The organism is Tenacibaculum aiptasiae (assembly GCF_008806755.1).
Taxonomy (GTDB): domain Bacteria; phylum Bacteroidota; class Bacteroidia; order Flavobacteriales; family Flavobacteriaceae; genus Polaribacter; species Polaribacter aiptasiae.
On the sequence record NZ_WAAU01000008.1, the window covers coordinates 777409 to 798691 of the forward strand.

Here is a 21283-nt window from a genome sequence, read left to right on the forward strand (position 1 = left end):
TTCACTCTTTTACCAACTCTTTTTCAATTATTTAACCTTTCAAACATAAAACTCTTTACTTATTTATTCTAAACCGATAAATAATCAAGGTTTAATTAGCTTTAAACATTTCCTCCTAAAACTTGCTCAGTATGTTTGTTTATACTACTTTTATTTTGAAACATATTCATTCAAAAGAGTTTTAAGTGTATGAGTTATAATGCAACGATAGAAGAAGAAAACAAAGAAATAGCTAACAGGTACAAAGATTTATTAAAAGGAACCTATCAAACTTTATCTGATGAAGATAAAAAATTAATACGTAAAGCTTTTGATATAGCTGTTGAAGCACATTCTGAGCAACGTAGAAAAACTGGCGAACCTTATATTTATCACCCTATTGCTGTAGCTAAAATTGTGGCTGATGAAATTGGACTTGGCGCAACTTCTATTGCTGCGGCTTTACTTCATGATGTAGTTGAAGATACACATTATACGATTAACGACATGGAGCGCTTGTTTGGCGAAAACATTGCGCGAATAGTTAGTGGACTTACCAAAATATCTAATTTAAAGAAAGAGCAAGATTATTCTATACAGGCTGAGAATTTTAGAAAAATGCTACTTACCTTACACGATGATGTAAGAGTTATTTTAATTAAAATTGCCGACAGACTGCACAACATGCAAACCATGGACGCAATGCCAGCTCATAAGCAAGTAAAAATTGCTTCTGAAACTCTATATATTTATGCTCCATTAGCACATAGATTAGGTCTATATAACATCAAAACGGAGTTAGAAGACTTAGGTTTAAAATATACTGAACCAGATGTATACAAGGATATTTTAAACAAAATTAAAGATAGTAAAGAAGAACAACAGAAGTATATAGATACTTTTACAGGTATTTTAAAAGAAGCCCTAGATAAAGAAGGTTTTAAATATGACATTAAAGGACGTTTTAAATCAATTTTTTCTATTCGAAGAAAAATGCGAAAGCAAAATGTAACTTTTGATGAAGTGTATGATAAATTTGCTATTAGAATTATTTACGAACCTAGTTCTGGTGATGAAAAATTTGACGCTTGGAAAATATACTCTATTGTAACAGATTTCTTTAAACCCAACCCTGCTCGTTTACGAGATTGGATTTCTCAACCAAAATCAACAGGATATGAAGCTTTACATATTACCGTTATTGGTCCAGAAGCTAAATGGGTTGAAGTACAAGTTCGTTCTGAAAGAATGGATGAAATTGCTGAAAAAGGATATGCTGCCCACTTTAAATACAAACAAGGAGCTGTAAAAGAAAACGGTCTTGAAGGATGGTTAAACCGTTTAAAAGAGACTTTAGAAAATCAAAGTTTAGATGCAGTAGATTTTGTTGAAGATTTTAAGCTGAATCTATATGCAAAAGAAATATACGTATTTACCCCTAAAGGAGATTTAAAATCGCTTCCAAAAGGAGCCTCTGCTTTAGATTTTGCTTTTTCAGTACACACCGATGTGGGTTTAAAATGTAGAGGTGCAAAAGTAAATGGTAAATTAGTTCCATTAAGCTACGAACTTAAAAGTGGTGATCAGGTAGAAGTACTTACTGCTAGTAACAACAAGCCTAATGTTCGTTGGTTAGATTTTGTCTTAACTGCAAGAGCCCGTACTAAAATAAAGTCTGCTTTAAAAGCCGAAGAAAAGAAAATAGCCGAAGAAGGAAAAGCTATATTGCTAAGAAAGCTTCGTCATTTAAAAATTGGTTCTAGTGAAAAAGTTATTCATGAGCTAGCTGGTTATTTTGGATTAAAAACTAGTTTCGATTTATTTTTCAGAGTTGGTAACGGAGCCATAGATAATACTCAATTAAAAGAATTTGTTGCGCAAAGAAGTGGGCTTATCATGGGCTTCATTAAAAATACTTTCCGCCGTAACCCTTCTAAAAATATTTCAGAAAAAGAAGAAGTTACTAACAAATTTGACGCTTTAGTTTTTGGTAAAGAAGAACAAACTTTAGATTATACAATTGCTAAATGTTGTTCTCCTATTCCTGGTGATAAAGTTTTTGGTTTTGTAACTATTAATGAAGGAATCAAAATTCACAAAAACGATTGCCCTAATGCTATTTCTTTACAGTCAAACTATGCTTACAGAATTATGTCTGCAAAATGGATTGATTCTACCAAGCAAGAGTTTACAGCAATTTTACATTTATCTGGTATTGATAATAAAGGAATTGTAAATAATATTACCAGAATCATTTCAAACAGTATGGATGTATTTATTCATACAATTAATATTTCTGGAGACGATGGTGTGTTTGAAGGAAAGCTATCGTTGAGTGTAAAAAATAAATCACAATTAACCAAACTAATAGACAATATGAAAAAGGTAGATGGTGTTCAAAAAGTAGAGCGTGTTAATACTTTGTAAATATCATTTTAACATCCTTGTTTTTTTATCAAGAAATAACTGTAAATTTGTCTTTTCGTAAATTTTAAACTAAATGAGTAATTCAGCAGAAAATCAAGAAATTGTAAAAAAAGTTTTCACTTCTTTCTTAGAAGAAAATAAGCATCGTAAAACATCTGAACGTTATGCTATTTTGCAAGAAATATATGATGCTGATGAACATTTTGATATTGAATCTTTATATATCAAAATGAAAAACAAAAACTATCGTGTAAGTAGAGCAACTCTTTATAACACAATGGATTTATTATTAGACTGTGGATTGGTACGTAAGCATCAATTTGACGGGCAATCTATGGCTCGTTATGAAAAAAGTTATTTTGATAAAAACCATGACCATGTAATACTTACAGATTCTGGAGAAGTAAAAGAATTTTGCGACCCTAGAATTCAAATTATCAAAAAAACAATTGAAGATGTTTTTGATATCGATATCCACAACCATTCACTTTATTTCTACGGAACAAAAAGAAACACAAAATAACAACAACAAACACACTTAACAACACACTAAATGGCAGTAGATTTATTACTCGGACTACAATGGGGAGACGAGGGAAAAGGTAAGATTGTAGACGTTCTTACAAAAAACTACGATATTATTGCACGTTTTCAAGGAGGACCAAACGCTGGTCATACTTTAATTTTTGATGGAAACAAACACGTTTTGCATACAATTCCTTCAGGAATTTTTCATGAAACAGCTTTAAACGTAGTGGGTAACGGAGTTGTAATTGACCCTGTTATCTTTAAAAAAGAACTAGAAAATTTAGACGTTCATAACATTGATTACACTTCTAAATTATTAATTTCTAGAAAAGCACATTTAATTTTACCTACGCATAGACTACTAGACGCTGCTTCTGAAACTTCAAAAGGAAAAGCTAAAATTGGTTCTACCTTAAAAGGAATTGGCCCTACTTATATGGACAAAACTGGTAGAAACGGTATGCGAGTTGGAGATTTAGAACTAGACAACTGGAAAGAAAAATATAGAGCATTAACTCAAAAGCATATTAATATGCTTAATTATTTTGATGTTCAAATTGACTATGACTTAGATGAATTAGAAGCTGAATTTGATTTAGGTATTCAAAAACTAAAAACATTACAGTTTATCGATTCTGAAGAGTTTTTAAATAAAGCTATTAAAAAAGGTAAAACTATTTTAGCAGAAGGAGCACAAGGTTCATTATTAGATATTGATTTTGGAACTTATCCTTTTGTAACTTCTTCTAATACTACTGCAGCTGGTGCTTGTACTGGTTTAGGAGTAGCTCCAAATAGAATTGGTGAAGTATTTGGAATTTTTAAAGCTTATACAACACGTGTTGGTTCTGGACCTTTCCCTACCGAATTATTCGATGAGGATGGTGCTACAATGGCTAAAGTAGGTCATGAATTTGGAGCAACAACAGGACGCCCTCGTCGTTGTGGGTGGCTAGATTTAGTAGCTTTAAAATATGCTGTTGATGTAAACGGTGTTACTCAATTAATGATGATGAAAGGAGATGTTCTTTCTGGATTTGATACTTTAAAAGTATGTACATCATACAACTATAAAGGAGAAAAAATAGAACACTTACCATATAATATAGAACCTGAAAACGTATCTGTAAACTATACTGAGTTTAAAGGATGGGAAGATGATTTAACTAAAATGACTTCAGCAGATCAATTACCTAAAAATTTACTAGACTATGTTGCTTTTATTGAAAAAGAAACTGGAGTTCCTGTAAAAATTGTTTCTGTAGGACCTGATAGAAAACAAACAATTAATAGATAAACAAAAAGGAGTTCTTTAAAGAACTCCTTTTTTATTCATTGCAAATGATAGAAGAATATTTAAACAATATAACCAAGCAATTTAAGTCTTATAAGGAAGTTGCTGATAAAACATTAAACCAGTTAGAAGAACAAGATTTACATTGGACTTTTAATAATGAAAGTAACAGTATTGCTTCTATTATGGTTCATATGTCTGAAAACATGCTTTCTCGTTGGACCAATTTTTTTACTTCTGATGGTGAAAAAAAATCAAGAAATAGAGATCAAGAATTTGAACCTCAAAATTTATCCAAACAAGAATTGATAATTAAATGGGAAAATGGATGGAATTGTTTGTTCACTGCATTAAGTAGTTTAGATGAAACTAATTTTAATCGTCCTATTTATATAAGAAACAAAGAACATAAACTAATAGAAAGCATAACAAGACAAATAGCACACTATCCATATCACATTGGACAGATAGCTTATATTGGTAAGATGATTCTTAATGAAAAATGGCAAACAGCATCAATAGCAAGAGGAAAATCAGAAGAATTTTTCAAACAAGAATTTGAAAAAAATGCATAAAAAAGGAGCTTAAAGCTCCTTTTTTTATTGTTTATTGTTTTCTAAAATCTCTTTAGCAAACTTATTACACAACAACAAAGTTTCTTTCACATCATCCATTGTTGTTTTAGGGTTTATTAAACACATTCGTAATACAACTTGTTTATTTAATATAGTGGTTACCAAAAGAGCTTCTTTAGACTCCATTACTCTTCTAGATATTTCTTGATTCAACGCATCAATTTCTGGTTCTGAAAAGTTTAAGCCTATTGGATTGTATCTAAAGTTAATTACCGCTAATGTTGCTGGTGAAATAATTTCCCAGTTACGACTCTTACGTAAAAGTTTTTCTACATCATCAGCTAACTGAATATTATAAGTTACAGCTTCTTTAAATGTATCTAGTCCATATGTTTTTATCGACATATAAAACTTTAAAGCTCTAAATCTACGCGTTAATTGAACTCCATAATCATAAAAGTTTATTTCAGATTCATTCCCTTCAATATCTCTTAAATATTCTGGCTTTTCACTAAAAGTATTACTCAACCAAGAAGCATCTTTTACCAACAAACATCCAATTTCATACGGTTGATAAAACCATTTATGTGGATCAACCGTCAAAGAATCTGCTCTTTCTATTCCACGTAATGCTTTTGATCCTTTTTCAGATAAAATAGCTGCTCCTCCATAAGCTCCATCAATATGGAACCATAAATTTTCTTCTTCGCAAATATCTGCTATCTCATCTAAAGGGTCTACAGTTCCTGTATTAGTAGTTCCTGCAGAAGCAATAAAACAAAAAGGTTGTAAACCTTCTAACCTATCTTTAGCAATAGCATTTTTAAGTTTGTTAATACTAATTCTAAACTCAATATCTGTTGGTAAAATTCGTATTTGTTCTTTTTTAAACCCTAAAACACGAATTGCTTTTATATTAGATGAATGAGCTTGATCAGATAAATAAATTACCGCTTTTGAAAAATCGTCTCCACATTTAATTCTACGAGCAGTAACTAAAGCAGTTAAATTTGCCATAGAACCACCACTTGTAAAAATCCCTCCTCCTTTTTTCACAGGGAAATTAAACATTTTCAACAACCAATTCATGGTTACTATTTCAAGTTCAGCAGCAGCTGGAGAAACAATCCATCCTCCAGAAAACACATTAAACCCTGTTGCCAAACTATCGGCCATAGTACTAATAAAATTACTTGGTCCTGGAACAAAAGAATATGATTTTGGATGTGAAATTACATTACTGTAAGTCATTACATTATTCATCACAAAATCTAAAACTTCATTTGCATTTGTTCCTTTATCAGGTGCTTCTTGTAAAAATAGATTATCCATTTCTTCTCGACTTGCAGAAGTAACAGGTTTTTTATCATTTAAGGTATCCCAATGCTCAGCAATTAGGTCTACTATTTTATATCCATAAGATTTCATTTCTTCTAGAGATAAATCAAAATGGGCGCTCATAAGGTTCTTTTTATATTGTTTTTGCAAAATTAACCATTAAAAAAACGACACTCTTGCTTTTTACTTAATAATTTTATTCATTCATTAAGAAATATGGCACGTTCTTTTCATTATTTTTGTCCTCTAAATTTTGTATTTTGAAAAAACTATTTCTTTTAACCCTCATACTCTTTTCAATAGGAAGTTATTCTCAAGCTAGAAAAATTGAAATTATTTCTACGAAACAAAGTATTTCCGATGCTGAAAAATACCCAGGAGCCAAGGTATTAATTGGAGATGTTAAAATGAAGCATGAAGGAGCTACGTTAGAATCTAATTTTGCATTATTCTATCAAGAAGAAAACATCTTTAAAGCAGTTGGTGAAGTTGTTATAGAGCAAGGAGATAGTATTATTCAATATAGTGATTTCGCCTTATACAATGGAAATACCAAAAAAGCAAAATCTTGGGGACATGTAGAAATTAACGACAAAGAGATGAAGCTAAGTACTGATACTCTTTATTTCGACAGAAAAGAGCAAATTTTATTTTATCCTAGCGGAGGAACTATTCGTGATAAAAAAAACACTTTGAAAAGTACAAGAGGTACTTATTTCTTAAAAGACAAAAAATTTACTGCTAAAACAAAAGTTACAGTTGTAAACCCAGAGAATAATTTAGAATCTGATCATTTAGATTATTATACCAATACTAATTTAGCATACTTATACGGACCTAGTACTGTTACTAATTTAAAAGACAGCACCAAGATTTATTCTGAGAGAGGATTCTATGATACCAACACTGACATTTCTTACTTTGTAAAAAATGCTAAACTCTTTTTAAAAGAACGAACCGTTTTAGCTGATAGTTTATACTATGATAAACGTAAGGGCTTTGCTTCTGCAACCAATCGAATAAAAGTTATAGACACTGTTCAAAATATGGTTGCTAAAGGTAATTATGCTGAGCTTTACGAAAAAAAAGATTCCCTTTTTATTATTGACAAACCTGTAGCTATTACAGTTGTTGATAAAGATTCAATGTATATTGCTGGTGATAAAATATTATTAACTGGAAAACCTGAAAAAAGAATTGCTCGTATTTTTAATAATGTAAAAATATTTAAGTCCGATTTACAAGGTAAGTGTGATTCAATTCATACAAGTCAAACAACTGGTCTAACTAGAATGTTTGTAAATCCTATTTTATGGTCTGGTAAAAATCAAATTACTGGGGATAGTATTCAAATATTAATGAATAAAAAAACCGAGAAACTTGATTCTTTAAAAGTCTTAAAAAATGCTTTTATGGTTCAAAAAGACTCTCTATCTAAAGATGATTTTAATCAGATTAAAGGTCGGAATATATATGGGAAATTTAAGGACAATGATTTAAGAATAATGCTTGTGAAAGGAAATGCTGAATCCTTATACCATAATAGAAATGAAGATACTAAAAAGCTAGAAACCATTACTAAAGAAATTGCTAGTGACATAGAATTTACTCTAATAGAGAATGAAATAGAGCAAACTAAATATTTCAAAAAATCCGAAGGAAAAACCTTTCCTCCTTCTGAGTTTCCTACTGAAGAAAAAAAGTTCAAAGGATTTATTTGGCGTGCAGATGAACAGCCTAAAACTGTTGAGGATATTTTTGTTAAAGACAAGAAAACTAAGGTATCGAAACCCGAAAATTTAAATGTAAAAAAAGCTAAACAGAAGTTTATAAAGGAAAGCACCAAAAAAAAGAAATCTAAGGTTAAAAAATTTGACCTTAAAACCAACACGCAATTATAAGAAGTCTAATGAAAAGTGATTTTTTAAAATATCAGGGACAAACTACACCTCATCCTTTAGCCATTGAGATTTCAAAAGCAGAGGGAAGTTATATTTACGATAGTAATGGTAAAAAAATGTTAGATTTTGTTGCTGGTGTTTCTGCGAATAGCTTAGGACATAGTCATCCTAAAGTTACTCAAGCAATTAAAAATCAGTTAGATTCTTATACCCATGTAATGGTATATGGAGAATTTATTCAAAAACCTCAGTTAGATTTATGTAAAGCTTTGGCAAATACATTACCTGAAAACTCTTCTTCTATTTATCTTGTTAATTCTGGAACTGAAGCTACTGAAGGAGCTTTAAAACTAGCCAAAAGATTTACTGGAAGAAGCGAAATTATTTCGGCTAAAAACGCATATCACGGAAATACTCAAGGAGCCATGAGTGTTTGTGGTGCCGAACAACAAAATAGAGCTTTTCGTCCTCTAATTCCTGGAGTTAAATTCATAGAATTTAATAATGAATTAGATTTAAATAAAATTACTAAACACACTGCCGGAGTTATCTTAGAAACCATTCAAGGTGGTGCCGGTTTTATTGAACCTAAAAACGATTATTTAACCAAAGTTAAGCAACGCTGTGAAGAGGTTGGAGCTTTATTAATCTTAGATGAAATCCAAACTGGGATTGGACGTACAGGAAAATTTTGGGGATTTGAAAATTACAATGTTACTCCTGATATAATTATTACGGGTAAAGGTCTTGGTGGTGGAATGCCAATAGGTGCTTTTATTTCTTCATATGAAATTATGAATTGTTTAAAAGAAGACCCTAAGCTAGGACATATTACTACTTTTGGTGGACATCCTGTTATTGCAAGTGCTGGATTAGCTACTGTTGAAGAAATCACTTCTACTAAACTTATCGAAGAAACCTTAAGAAAAGAAAAATTAATTCGAAATAAGTTTAAAAATCATCCAGCTGTTAAGGAAATTAGAGGAAGAGGATTAATGTTAGCTTTATTAGTTGACTCTCCTGAAAATGCATCAAAAGTTATTTTAAATTGTTTAGAAAAAGGAGTTATTCTTTTTTGGTTACTTTTTGAAGGTTCTGCAATAAGAATCACCCCTCCATTAACTATATCTGAAGAAGAAATTAATGAAGGATGTGATATTATTTTAAATGAATTGAATAATCTCTAAACCAAAAACTCAAACAAATTAGGTTTATCATTTAAATATTCTCCATAAAAATTACGCGATTTCATTCGTTTAATTAATGGAGCTAAATCTGATTTTTTCTCCAATTCAATTCCAACAACAGCAGGACCATTTTCTCTGCTTGTTTTTTTAGAATATTCGAAATAAGTTATATCGTCATTTTTACCTAAAACGTCAATAACAAATTCTTTTAAAGCACCAGCTCGTTGAGGAAACTGAATAATAAAATAATGTTTCAATTTATTGTATAGCAAGGCCCGCTCTTTAATCTCTGCCGTTCTTGTAATATCGTTATTACTACCACTAATTACACATACTACATTTTTACCTTTAATTTCCTCAGCATAAAAATCTAACGCAGAAATAGTCAAAGCTCCAGCAGGTTCTACTACAATAGCTTCTTTATTATATAAATCTAAAATAGTTTGACATACTTTTCCTTCAGGAACTGTAATCATATCATGTAAATTCTCTTTACAAATATCTAAAGTTAAATTCCCTACTTGTTGTACAGCAGCACCATCTATAAACTTATCTATTTTATCTAATCGTACATTTTTATTTTCTACTATAGATGTTTTCATTGAAGGCGCTCCTTCTGGTTCTATTCCTATTATTTTGGTTGTTGGTGATAATTGTTTAAAAACACTCGATAATCCAGAAGCCAATCCACCTCCTCCAACAGGAACAAATACATAATCAATAGGAGTTTCAAACTGTTTAATAATTTCTAAACCAACTGTTGCTTGTCCTTCAATAATTTTTTCATCATCAAATGGATGCACAAAAGTTTTCCCTAACGTATCGCATACATGTTTTGCAAGTTTATAAGCATCATCAAAAGTATCTCCAGTCAATTCAATATCAACATAATCACCACCAAACATTTTAACTTGTTCTACTTTTTGTTTAGGTGTTGGAGATGGCATTACAATCGTACCATGGATTTTCAACTTTTTACAAGCATAAGCAACTCCCTGTGCATGATTTCCAGCACTCGCACAAATAATTCCATTACGACGCTCTTCTTCCGATATTGAACTAATCTTATTATAAGCCCCTCTTATTTTATACGATCGTACTTGCTGTAAATCTTCTCGTTTTAAATAAATAGAGGATTTATACTTTTCAGAATAAATAAAGTTTTTTAACAATGGAGTTACAGTAGCCACACCTTCTAATGTAGCTACCGCTTCTTCCACAGCTTTTATCGTTGGTCTGTATTTTGTTTCTACTTGCATACTTTTAATGAAAAACTACTGCCTCCTTTTTTTCTTCTTGACCGATTACTTTCATTGCCGTCATTGACGCTCTTAATGTTTTTCCTACTTTTTCAATTGGATGACTCTGGATAGATTCATTAACTCTAATTAATTCTAAGTTATCTACTTCATTAGAATTTGCATATGATTTTCCTATTACTGAAGTATCAACCTTACTCATGAAATCAACTAATAATGGTTTTGCTGCATGATCAAATAAATAACACCCATACTCAGCAGTATCTGAAATAATTCGATTCATTTCATATAACTTCTTTCTTGCAACTGTATTTGCTATTAATGGTAACTCATGTAACGATTCGTAGTATGCCGATTCTTCTTTAATTCCTGAGGCAACCATAGTATCAAAAGCCAACTCTACTCCTGCTTTTACAAAAGCAACCATTAAAGTACCATGATCAAAATACTCTTGCTCACTTACTGCAACCTCAGTTGCTTCTGTCTTTTCAAAAGCAGTTTCTCCTGTTGCTTCTCTCCATGATAATAGATTTACATCATCATTTGCCCAATCTTCCATCATTGTTTTTGAAAAATGTCCTGACATAATATCATCCATATGCTTATCAAACAATGGCTTTAATATTTCTTTCAACTCTTCTGAAAGTTCAAATGCTTTCATTTTTGCAGGATTAGACAAACGGTTCATCATATTGGTAATTCCTCCGTGCTTTAAAGCTTCGGTAATAGTTTCCCAACCATATTGAATTAGTTTTGCCGCATAAGTTGGTTCAACTCCTTCTTCCAACATTCTATCGAAAGATAAAATCGATGCGGTTTGTAACACTCCACATAAAATAGTTTGCTCTCCCATTAAATCCGATTTCACTTCTGCCACAAAAGAAGACTCTAAAACCCCAGCTTTATCTCCTCCTGTTGCTACTGCATAAGCTTTTGCTTGCGCCCATCCTTTATTCTCAGGATCATTCTCTGGATGTACAGCTATTAATGTTGGGACTCCAAAACCTCTTTTATACTCCTCTCTTACTTCTGTTCCTGGACATTTTGGTGCCACCATAATTACTGTTAAATCTTCACGAATTTTCATCCCTTCTTCAACAATATTAAATCCATGAGAATATGATAATGTTGCTCCTTTTTTCATTAAAGGCATTACCGTTTTTACAACTCTTGTGTGTTGCTTATCTGGTGTTAGATTCAATACTAAGTCAGCATTAGGTATTAACTCTTCAAACGTACCTACATTAAAATTGTTTTCAGTAGCATTTTTATATGAAGCTCTCTTTTCTTCAATAGCTGCTGGTCGTAATGCATAAGAAACATCTAAACCTGAGTCTCTCATATTTAATCCTTGGTTTAAACCTTGAGCCCCACAACCTATAATAACTACTTTTTTATCCTCTAATGCTTTAACTCCTTCTGAAAACTCTGATGCTTCCATAAATCTACATTTTGCAAGTTGCTCTAATTTTCCTGCTAATGATAATGTATTGAAATAATTTGTTGCCATAACTTATAGTTTTTAGCCTTACGCTTTTTTTATGTTGTTTTTTGTAACAGATAAAAGTTTTCATTTAAAATATCTGTTGCGTTTTGGTTTATTTTATTGTTTAATTCTTTAGAATACATAAAGTAATCTTTATGCTCTTTTATAGTATACCTTGGTTGTTTTGTATAAAAACTAGTATCTATTGTTAAGTAATCATCTTCCGATGTTTTTAAAATTCTATCATTAAAAAACTGTAACAATCTTGAAAACACCTTGGTTTCTTTTATTGTATGCTTAAATGAAACACTTCCTATATATTCTCCTATGTTTTGAACCTTATCGAAAAAATCAAATATTCTTTTTGCTTGATTCATATCTAGAAAAAACAAGACACCTTCTATTAAAATAAAAGACTTCTTATCTTTCTTTATCGTCTTTATTTTAGTGTATAAATCTTCCTCATAATTTTGACTGAAATCTGTTCCAATAAAATGAATATCTCTTTGAGGCAATTCACCTTTTGAAATCCAATTTAAAATTTGAATTTGCTTATAATTAACAATGTCTGGTTTATCAATTTCGATATGAATTATCGATTCATCTAACAAAAAAGGATACATACTAAAGCCTGCTCCAAAATTAATGAGCACCTCTACTTCTTGTAATCGTTCTTTAATCTTTTCTAAGAAAAATCTATTGCGTACACAATGGGTATGGACTTCTTCTTTGGAAACTTCTTTCAAATAATCGTCCACCCAAACCTTTGTCTTTCTATTATTCCATAGCTTAGAATACGAGTCGTTACTTAACGATTCATTCATAGCTCTAAACATAGAAGTCATAAAGGCTGTATCGTGTATTTTAATATCTTTTCTCAATTCCTGATTCTAATAATTTGGAAATTCTCATTTCATCTTTTGTAATTGCAATACGTCCTGATCGAACAAACTGCATAATTCCGTGCTTGTCTAATGCATGATATAATTCTTCTATTTCTTCTTTTGTACCTGACTTTTCAAGTACAAAAAAATCTTTGTTTATATTAATTACTCTCGATTTACTATTATTAATAATTGTTTGAATATGATCGTTTTCTATTAAAGATTCTGAGCTTAACTTAAACAAACAAGACTCTTGATAAACCGTGTCTGTAACTGTATGATAATAAGCCTTGATAACCTCTACTTGCTTTTCTATTTGACCAATAATCTTCTTTATTTGCTCTTCGGTTACTTTGACTAATAATGTAAATCTTGAAACACTTTTTATTTCCGATTTAGAAATATTCATGCTTTCAATATTGATATGCCTTCTTAAAAAGATTCCTGAAATCCTATTCAATAATCCCACGTTATTTTCTGTATATACAGAAACTGTAAATGTTTGCTTATTTTCCATAATTATTCTAATCTTATATCTGAAACTGAGGCTCCTGTTGGTATCATTGGAAATACATTATCTTCTTTTTCTACGCATACTTCTAAAAAATACGCTTCTTTAGATTCCATCATTTCTTGAACCGATTTAGCTAAGTCTTCTCTTTTAGTTACTCTGTTTGCTTTTATACTATACCCTTCAGCAATAGCAACAAAATCTGGGTTTGTCATTTCTGTTGATGCATATCGCTTGTCAAAAAACAATTGTTGCCATTGACGTACCATTCCTAAATATTCATTATTAAGAACTACTATTTTAACGGCTGCTTTGGTTTGTAAAATGGTGCCTAATTCTTGAATTGTCATTTGGTAACCTCCATCACCAGCAATCATAACAACTTCTCTATTCGGAACCCCCATTTTTGCTCCAATAGCTGCTGGTAAAGCAAATCCCATTGTCCCTAAACCTCCAGAAGTAATATTACTTTTAGTTTTATTGAATTTTGCATAACGACACGCAAACATCTGGTGTTGCCCTACATCTGAAACAATAACAGCATCTCCTCCCGAAGCATTATTGATTTCTTTTAAAACCTCTCCCATGGTCAATCCTTCTTTAGTTGGGAACAAGTCGTCTTTTTTCACTTTGTCAAATTCAACAGCTTCTAGCTTATTAAATTCCTCCAACCATTCTGTATGTGAGTTTTGATTTACAAATGGTAATATTTCTGCTAAACTTTCTTTTACATCTCCTAAAACTGCAACATCAACTTGAACGTTCTTGTTAATTTCTGCTGGATCTATTTCAAAATGAATAACCTTTGCCTGCTTAGCGTAAGTATCTAAACTTCCTGTAACTCGATCGTCAAATCGCATACCTACAGCAATTAACAAATCACATTCATTGGTTAATTTATTAGGTGCATAATTCCCATGCATTCCAACCATACCAACATTCAATTCGTGTTCTGTTGGCAATGCTGATAAACCTAAAATTGTCCATGCTGATGGAATCCCTGTTTTTTCAATAAAAGCTTTAAATTCTTGTTCAGCTTCTCCTAGAATAACTCCTTGTCCGAAAACAATCATAGGTTTTTTAGCTGCATTAATCAATGTAGCTGCCTTCTTAACTTCTTCTAAACTTACTTCGGGCTGTGCTTTATAACTTCGAACATTGGTACATTTTTCATATTCAAAATCGAATGTATCAAATTGAGCATTCTTAGTAATATCAATTAATACAGGTCCTGGACGCCCTGATTTAGCGATATAAAATGCTTTTGCAAATATTTCTGGTATCTCTGATGCCTTCGTTATTTGATAGTTCCATTTAGTGACTGGTGTAGAAATACCTACAATATCTGTTTCTTGAAAAGCATCCGAACCTAATAAATGCTCTGCTACCTGTCCTGTAATACATACCATTGGAGTGGAGTCTATTTGAGCATCGGCTATTCCTGTTATCAAGTTAGTTGCCCCTGGACCTGAAGTAGCCATAGCTACTCCAACTTTTCCTGTAGCTCTAGCATATCCTTGCGCAGCATGTGTTGCTCCTTGCTCATGACGTGTAAGTACATGATGTATTTTATCTTGATACTTAAACAACTCATCATATACAGGCATAATTGCCCCACCCGGATATCCATAAATCAAATCTGCTCCTTCTTCTAATAAACATCTTACCACAGCTTCTGCTCCTGAAATATGCAATTGCTGTTTTGTTTGTGTTAAAGATTGTGTTTTTGTTTTTGTGGTCATAACTTCAGGTATTAAAATTCATCGGTTACACATCCTTTAGATGCTGATGAAACTGTTTTAGCGTATTTATATAAAACACCTCTGTTTACTTTCAATTCAGGTGCTTTCCATTGTTGTTTTCTTTCTTCTAATTCTGCTTCTGAAACTTCAAGAGTAATTGAATTGTTCTCTGCATTAATCGAAATGGTATCTCCATCTTTTACCAATGCAATTACTCCTCCGTCTTGTGCTTCTGGAGTAATATGTCCAACAACAAAACCATGTGTTCCTCCAGAGAAACGTCCATCGGTAATTAACGCAACATCTTTTCCTAGGCCTGCTCCCATAATAGCGGCAGTTGGCTTTAACATTTCTGGCATACCTGGTCCGCCTTTAGGACCTTCATATCGAATAACAACAACATCTCCTTTGCTAACTTTCCCATCTCTAATTCCATCATTTGCAGCATACTCACCTTCAAATACTTTTGCTTTTCCTGTAAAAAACAAACCTTCTTTTCCTGTTATTTTTGCTACTGAACCATCTTTTGCTAGGTTTCCATATAACATTCTAAGATGCCCAGTTGCTTTTATAGGCGTATCTAAAGGCTTAATTACATCTTGATTCTCCGTTAAATCTGGTACACTTTCCAAGTTTTCGGCTAATGTTTTTCCTGTTACGGTTAAGCAATCACCATGCAATAATCCTTTCTTTAATAAATATTTAAGTACCGCTGGTATTCCTCCTACCCGATGTACATCTTCCATCAAGTATTTCCCACTTGGTTTTAAATCTGCAAGGAATGGAGTTTCATCTGAAATACGCTGAAAATCTTTCAACGTAAACTCAACATTTGCTGCTTTTGCTATTGCTAAAAAGTGTAATACCGCATTGGTTGAACCTCCCATAACTGTTACCAAACGAATCGCATTTTCCATTGATTTTTTAGTAACAATATCAGATGGTTTAATATCTTTTTCTAATAAAACACGTAAAGCCTCTCCTGCCTTTATACACTCATCTTCTTTGTTTTTACTAATGGCAGGATTTGACGAATTATACGGTAAACTCATTCCTAAAGCTTCAATAGCAGAAGCCATAGTATTTGCAGTATACATTCCTCCACAAGCACCAGCTCCTGGACATGCTTTCTCTATAACATTTTGATATTCTTCGTTGTCTATCTTCCCTGCTACTTTCTCTCCCCAAGCTTCAAATGCAGAAACTACATCTAACTTTTTTCCTTCATGACATCCAGAAGCTATAGTTCCTCCATACACCAAAACTGAAGGTCGATTTAATCGTAACATTGCCATTAAAGCACCTGGCATATTCTTATCGCAACCTACTACTGTTACTAAGCCATCATAGGACATAGCTTGTACTACGGTTTCCATAGAATCGGCAATTACATCTCTTGATGGTAGCGAAAATCGCATTCCTGGTGTCCCCATAGAAATCCCATCAGAAACTCCAATTGTATTAAAAATTAGCCCAACTAAATCGGCTTTTTGAGTTCCCTCTTTTACCAACTTTGCTAAATCATTTAAATGCATATTACACGGATTACCTTCATATCCAGTACTTGCAATTCCAATTAGTGGCTTTTGTAAATCTGAATTTGACAAACCAATGGCATGCAACATTGCTTGCGCTGCTGGTTGAGTATCGTCTTGTGTAACTTGCTTACTGAATTTATTCAATTCCATTCTAACTCGCTTTTCTTTTTTGACGTAAGCCTAGTACTTCGTCTTTATATAATTTCATTAATTGATATCCGTGTGATTTTTCCCATGCAAGAGGAAATTCATAAGTATCTAGAGATTGTAACCCTACTACTTCAGCAGCGGTTCCTGTAAAAAAACATGCATCTGCATTTTTCAATTCTTCTAGTGTAAAGTGCTTTTCTTCAATAGAAATCCCTTCTTCTCTACACAACTCTATAACAGTAGATCTTGTAATTCCAGCCATAATATGCCCACGTGGTGGCGTATACAACTTTCCATCTTTTTCCATAAAAATATTAGCACCAGAACATTCAGCTACATTTCCATTCATGTCTAATAACAAAGCTTCATCATAACCATTTTGTTTAGCTTCATTTGTTGATAGAATAGAATTGATATAATGTCCAGTAACCTTTGCCTCTACAAAACATGCTTTTGGATTTGGTCTTTGAAATGAAGATGTTTTAACACGCAATAACTTATCTCCCATATATTTTCCCCATTCCCAACACTGAATAATTAAATTCGTTTCATTAGAAGTTACCAAACTCATATCTGCCCCAGTGGTGATTAACGGGCGTATATATGCATCTTTCAACCCATTTCTTTCTAACAATTCATATGTTATTTTAGTAAGTTCTTCTTCTGTATAGTTGAACTGAATATTCATTACTTCAGCTCCATATTTTAAGCGTTTATAATGGGCTTCCGATTTAAAAATTCTTGTACCGTTCGGAGTATTATAAGCTCTTATACCTTCAAAAACGCCATTTCCATAATGTAAACTTTGGCTATATGGATTCTCTGTAGCTTCCGATGCTTTGATAAATTTTCCGTTATAAAAAATGATACTATCCTCTTTGTAATACATTGTTTTTAGTTGTTTTGCTGTTCGAAATTATTTTATTATCCTTTTAGTTAATTCTTATTTTTCTGTGATTTAATGATATCTACTTGACGGATTTAAAACTCATTTTACTGATTTTTAATTAGTTACATATTTAAAACTCTAATATTCAGTACAAAAAAAAGCCTGCATCTAAATTGACACAGGCTTTATTGTATAGCAATAATTATCTGTATCAACTCGGCGGTGAGCTAATAATGACAATAATTAATACTACTACGATATTTAAGTTTCTATTCATATCTTTTGTTAACTAAAAAAGGCTTCCTAAATTTAGGAAGCCTTTTTCTTATACTACATTATAATTTAAACACATCCCTTCTATCCTTGTGAAATAATCACAATGACAATAATAGAAATGATATTTAAAATCTGTTTATTCATTCGTTCTATGTCACAAATATTTAGAATATTTTTTTAATTATCCTAATTTATTTCAAAAAAAATAAAAATTATTTTATATGTTTGCGGCATGAATTCTTTAAAAAATAAAATACGTAGTACTGTTCCCAGTACATTTGTTCGCTTACGCCGCCGCTAAAAGCTAACAAACCATACCCTATATACGTAATTTTTATTTTTTATTTCTTGTACAATTTCAACTACATATCGGTTTTTCCTATAGCTATTCTTTCGAATAGTCCAGTTGTTGTACGCCCTATTTTCCGCCGTCGCCCGTCAGGGTGTTAGTCGGTTATTGAACCTAGGTGAGTCCGGTTCTTCTTTTCAAAAACAATCCATTTTACAATCATTTTAATTTAAAATCAAGAACAATGAAAATTGTTATTGCTGATAAATCGCATACAAAGTATGCTGATATCATTTGTCGAACAATTGATGAGGCTGCTCAAGTTAGAGGTACAGGTATTGCCAAACGTAAACCTGAATACATCATTACTAAACTAGAAAACAACAACGCTGTTATTGCCTTAGATGGCGATAAGTTTGCTGGCTTTTGCTATATAGAAGCATGGAGCCACGGTAAGTTTGTAGCCAATTCTGGATTAATTGTTCATCCAGATTACAGAGGAATTGGACTTGCTAAAAAAATTAAAGCAACTGTTTTTAAACACTCTAGAACTAAGTTTCCAAATGCTAAAATCTTCTCTATTACTACGGGATTGGCTGTGATGAAACTAAATAGCGACCTAGGCTACAAACCCGTTACTTTTTCAGAATTAACCAATGACGCTTCCTTCTGGAAAGGTTGTCAGACTTGTAAAAACTACGATGTTTTACAGCGAACAAAACAACAAATGTGCTTGTGTACGGGCATGTTATACAATCCAGCAACAACAAATAATAACAAGGTAAAAATCAAAGAAAAGGTGTTTCAAAGATTAAAGAGAATTAAAGAAAGCATCTATTTAAAAAAAGATAAAAAATGAAAAAATTAGTCATTGCATATAGTGGAGGATTAGATACTTCTTATTGCGCTGTTAGCTTATCTAAAGCTGGATACGAAGTACATGCGGTTAGCATAAACACAGGAGGTTTTACTCAAAAAGAAATCACAACTATTGAAACCAATGCCTACAAAATGGGCGTTTCAACTTATCAAAATATTGATGCCATTTCTACCTTTTATGAAAAAGTAGTGAAGTATCTCATTTTTGGAAATGTATTAAAAAACAACACCTATCCTTTATCAGTTAGTGCAGAAAGAATAGTTCAAGCAATTGAAATTGCTAATTATGCTAAAAGTATCGAAGCACAATATATTGCACATGGTAGTACTGGTGCAGGAAACGATCAGGTAAGATTTGATATGATTTTCCAAACAATTGCTCCAGAAATCAAAATTATAACTCCAATTAGGGAACAACAATTATCGAGACAGGAAGAAATTCAATATTTAAAAGACAATGGTATTGAACTCTCTTGGGAAAAAGCTAAATACTCAATAAACAAAGGACTTTGGGGAACCAGTGTTGGTGGCGACGAAACCTTAACATCTCATAAAGCATTACCAGAACAGGCCTATCCTTCTCAATTAGAAAAAACAGGAGAAGAAACAATAAAACTAGGTTTTAAGAAAGGAGAATTTATAAGCTTAAACTCCATTAACGATACTCCAGAAAACAACATACAAAAACTAAACAAACTTGCGAGTTCTTATGCCATTGGTAGAGATATTCATGTAGGTGATACCATTGTAGGAATTAAAGGACGTGTTGGTTTTGAAGCTGCGGCTGCTTTGATACTTATTAAAGCACATCACTTGTTAGAAAAGCACACCTTAACAAAATGGCAGTTACAACATAAGGAATACATGGCTAGTTTTTATGGAATGCATTTACACGAAGGATATTATTTAGATCCTGTAATGAGAAATATTGAAGCTTTTTTAAGTAGTAGTCAAGAAAAAGTAACAGGCGACGTGTTCGTAACCTTAAAACCTTATCATTTTCAATTAGATGGTATTAGTTCTAAACATGATTTGATGAACCCAAAGTTTGGTTGTTATGGTGAAGAAAATAATAGCTGGACTTCAGACGAAGCCAAAGGATTTATCAAAATCTTAGGAAATCAGAATAAAATATATCAACAAGTAAATTCTTAACAACATGATACAAGTAGGAATTATAGGAGGTGCAGGTTATACCGCAGGTGAACTAATTAGATTATTACTACAACATCCAAAGGCTACATTGAACTTTGTATACAGTACATCCAATGCAGGAAATAAAATTAGTGTCGTTCATCAAGATTTGGAAGGTTCTTTAACTATGGAATTTACAGACACCATCAATCCAAAAGTAGATGTGTTGTTTTTATGCTTGGGACACGGAAATTCTAAGAAGTTTTTAGACAGTCATCTCTTTTCTAACAAGACTAAAATCATTGATTTAGGAAATGATTTCAGGTTAGCTAAAGACAAAGTTTTTCAAGAGAGAGAATTTGTTTACGGTTTACCAGAATTACAAAAAGAAAACATTCAAAAGGCCAAAAACATTGCAAACCCAGGCTGCTTTGCCACAGCAATTCAACTCGCTTTATTACCATTAGCTAAATCAGGATTACTTAGTAAAGATGTACATATCAATGCAGTAACAGGAGCTACAGGAGCTGGAACTTCTTTATCTCCAACTACTCATTTTACTTGGAGAGATAATAACTTTTCTTATTACAAACCTTTTACGCATCAGCATTTAGGAGAAATTACTGAGTCAATCAAAATCTTACAAACTAATTTTGATAATGAACTCGTATTCATGCCTAACAGAGGTGACTTTTCAAGAGGAATTTTCGCCACAGCTTACACCTATTTTGAAGGAAGTTTGGAAGATGCAAAAGCTATGTATCAGGAATATTACAAAGAAGCTCCATTCACTTTTGTTTCAGAGAATCAAATACACTTAAAACAAGTAGTAAACACCAATAAATGTTTGATTCACTTACACAAACACAACAACAAACTTTTGATTACAAGTATTATTGACAATCTATTAAAAGGAGCTTCAGGACAAGCCATTCAAAACATGAATTTACTATTTGGTTTTGAGGAATCTGAAGGATTACAACTAAAAGCAAACTTCTTTTAATAACAAAACACAAA

The 21283-nt window shown here is 32.1% G+C and carries 17 protein-coding genes; 9 read left to right on the forward strand and 8 right to left on the reverse strand.

Annotated features, from left to right (window positions below):
* Positions 1–189 precede the first annotated feature (189 nt).
* From F7018_RS06490 to F7018_RS06505, 4 genes are all read left to right on the forward strand, one after another.
* Positions 190–2406 (forward strand): RelA/SpoT family protein, encoded by a 2217-nt coding sequence (locus F7018_RS06490; RefSeq protein ID WP_150899201.1) that lies wholly within the window; start codon positions 190–192, stop codon positions 2404–2406.
* A gap of 73 nt (positions 2407–2479) precedes the next feature.
* Positions 2480–2929: a Fur family transcriptional regulator gene (locus F7018_RS06495; protein ID WP_150899202.1), complete on the forward strand. Its 450-nt coding sequence runs from the start codon at positions 2480–2482 to the stop codon at positions 2927–2929.
* A 30-nt stretch (positions 2930–2959) separates the two neighbouring features.
* Positions 2960–4231 carry an adenylosuccinate synthase gene (locus tag F7018_RS06500; protein ID WP_150899203.1) on the forward strand — a complete coding sequence of 424 codons (1272 nt, stop codon included), beginning with the start codon at positions 2960–2962 and terminating at the stop codon, positions 4229–4231.
* Positions 4232–4275: 44 nt separating this feature from the next.
* Complete coding sequence (locus F7018_RS06505) at positions 4276–4803, forward strand: DUF1572 family protein (protein WP_150899204.1); 528 nt, start codon at positions 4276–4278, stop codon at positions 4801–4803.
* 24 nt (positions 4804–4827) lie between these two features.
* Here the strand turns inward: F7018_RS06505 and F7018_RS06510 are convergent, their stop codons facing one another.
* The gene (locus F7018_RS06510; RefSeq protein ID WP_150899205.1) at positions 4828–6264 is read right to left on the reverse strand and encodes a pyridoxal phosphate-dependent decarboxylase family protein; all 1437 of its coding nucleotides are present in this window, start codon (positions 6262–6264) and stop codon (positions 4828–4830) included.
* Positions 6265–6401: 137 nt separating this feature from the next.
* On the opposite strand from F7018_RS06510, the gene F7018_RS06515 reads away from it, so the two are divergent.
* Positions 6402–8042 (forward strand): OstA-like protein, encoded by a 1641-nt coding sequence (locus F7018_RS06515; protein WP_150899206.1) that lies wholly within the window; start codon positions 6402–6404, stop codon positions 8040–8042.
* 8 nt (positions 8043–8050) lie between these two features.
* On the forward strand, positions 8051–9229 hold the full coding sequence (locus F7018_RS06520; protein WP_150899207.1) for an aspartate aminotransferase family protein: 1179 nt from the start codon (positions 8051–8053) through the stop codon (positions 9227–9229).
* On the opposite strand, the gene ilvA is transcribed toward F7018_RS06520, so the two are convergent.
* The 7 genes from ilvA to F7018_RS06555 are packed head-to-tail and all read right to left on the reverse strand — an operon-like array spanning position 9226 to position 17688.
* Entirely contained in the window at positions 9226–10488 is a 1263-nt protein-coding gene (gene ilvA / locus F7018_RS06525; RefSeq protein WP_150899208.1) for a threonine ammonia-lyase IlvA, read from the reverse strand. The genes F7018_RS06520 and ilvA overlap by 4 nt on opposite strands.
* Positions 10489–10492: 4 nt before the next feature.
* Entirely contained in the window at positions 10493–11998 is a 1506-nt protein-coding gene (gene ilvC, locus F7018_RS06530; protein WP_150899209.1) for a ketol-acid reductoisomerase, read from the reverse strand.
* A gap of 29 nt (positions 11999–12027) precedes the next feature.
* Positions 12028–12855 (reverse strand): class I SAM-dependent methyltransferase, encoded by an 828-nt coding sequence (locus F7018_RS06535; protein WP_246175063.1) that lies wholly within the window; start codon positions 12853–12855, stop codon positions 12028–12030.
* Positions 12839–13375 carry an acetolactate synthase small subunit gene (gene ilvN, locus F7018_RS06540; RefSeq protein WP_175578670.1) on the reverse strand — a complete coding sequence of 179 codons (537 nt, stop codon included), beginning with the start codon at positions 13373–13375 and terminating at the stop codon, positions 12839–12841. The genes F7018_RS06535 and ilvN overlap by 17 nt, the downstream gene beginning before the upstream one ends.
* 2 nt (positions 13376–13377) lie before the next feature.
* Complete coding sequence (ilvB, locus tag F7018_RS06545; protein WP_150899211.1) at positions 13378–15111, reverse strand: biosynthetic-type acetolactate synthase large subunit; 1734 nt, start codon at positions 15109–15111, stop codon at positions 13378–13380.
* 11 nt (positions 15112–15122) lie between these two features.
* Entirely contained in the window at positions 15123–16799 is a 1677-nt protein-coding gene (gene ilvD, locus F7018_RS06550; protein ID WP_150899212.1) for a dihydroxy-acid dehydratase, read from the reverse strand.
* A gap of 1 nt (position 16800) precedes the next feature.
* A complete protein-coding gene (locus F7018_RS06555; protein ID WP_150899213.1) occupies positions 16801–17688 on the reverse strand; it encodes a branched-chain amino acid transaminase in 888 nt (295 codons plus the stop codon).
* Positions 17689–18497: 809 nt separating this feature from the next.
* On the opposite strand from F7018_RS06555, the gene F7018_RS06560 reads away from it, so the two are divergent.
* Genes F7018_RS06560 through argC form a run of 3 tightly spaced genes read left to right on the forward strand, consistent with a single transcriptional unit; the run spans position 18498 to position 21269 of the window.
* Positions 18498–19112 carry a GNAT family N-acetyltransferase gene (locus tag F7018_RS06560; RefSeq protein WP_150899214.1) on the forward strand — a complete coding sequence of 205 codons (615 nt, stop codon included), beginning with the start codon at positions 18498–18500 and terminating at the stop codon, positions 19110–19112.
* Positions 19109–20287: an argininosuccinate synthase gene (locus F7018_RS06565; protein ID WP_150899215.1), complete on the forward strand. Its 1179-nt coding sequence runs from the start codon at positions 19109–19111 to the stop codon at positions 20285–20287. Before F7018_RS06560 ends, F7018_RS06565 begins: the two co-directional genes overlap by 4 nt.
* A gap of 4 nt (positions 20288–20291) precedes the next feature.
* The gene (gene argC / locus F7018_RS06570; RefSeq protein WP_150899216.1) at positions 20292–21269 is read left to right on the forward strand and encodes an N-acetyl-gamma-glutamyl-phosphate reductase; all 978 of its coding nucleotides are present in this window, start codon (positions 20292–20294) and stop codon (positions 21267–21269) included.
* The last annotated feature ends 14 nt before the right edge of the window (positions 21270–21283 follow it).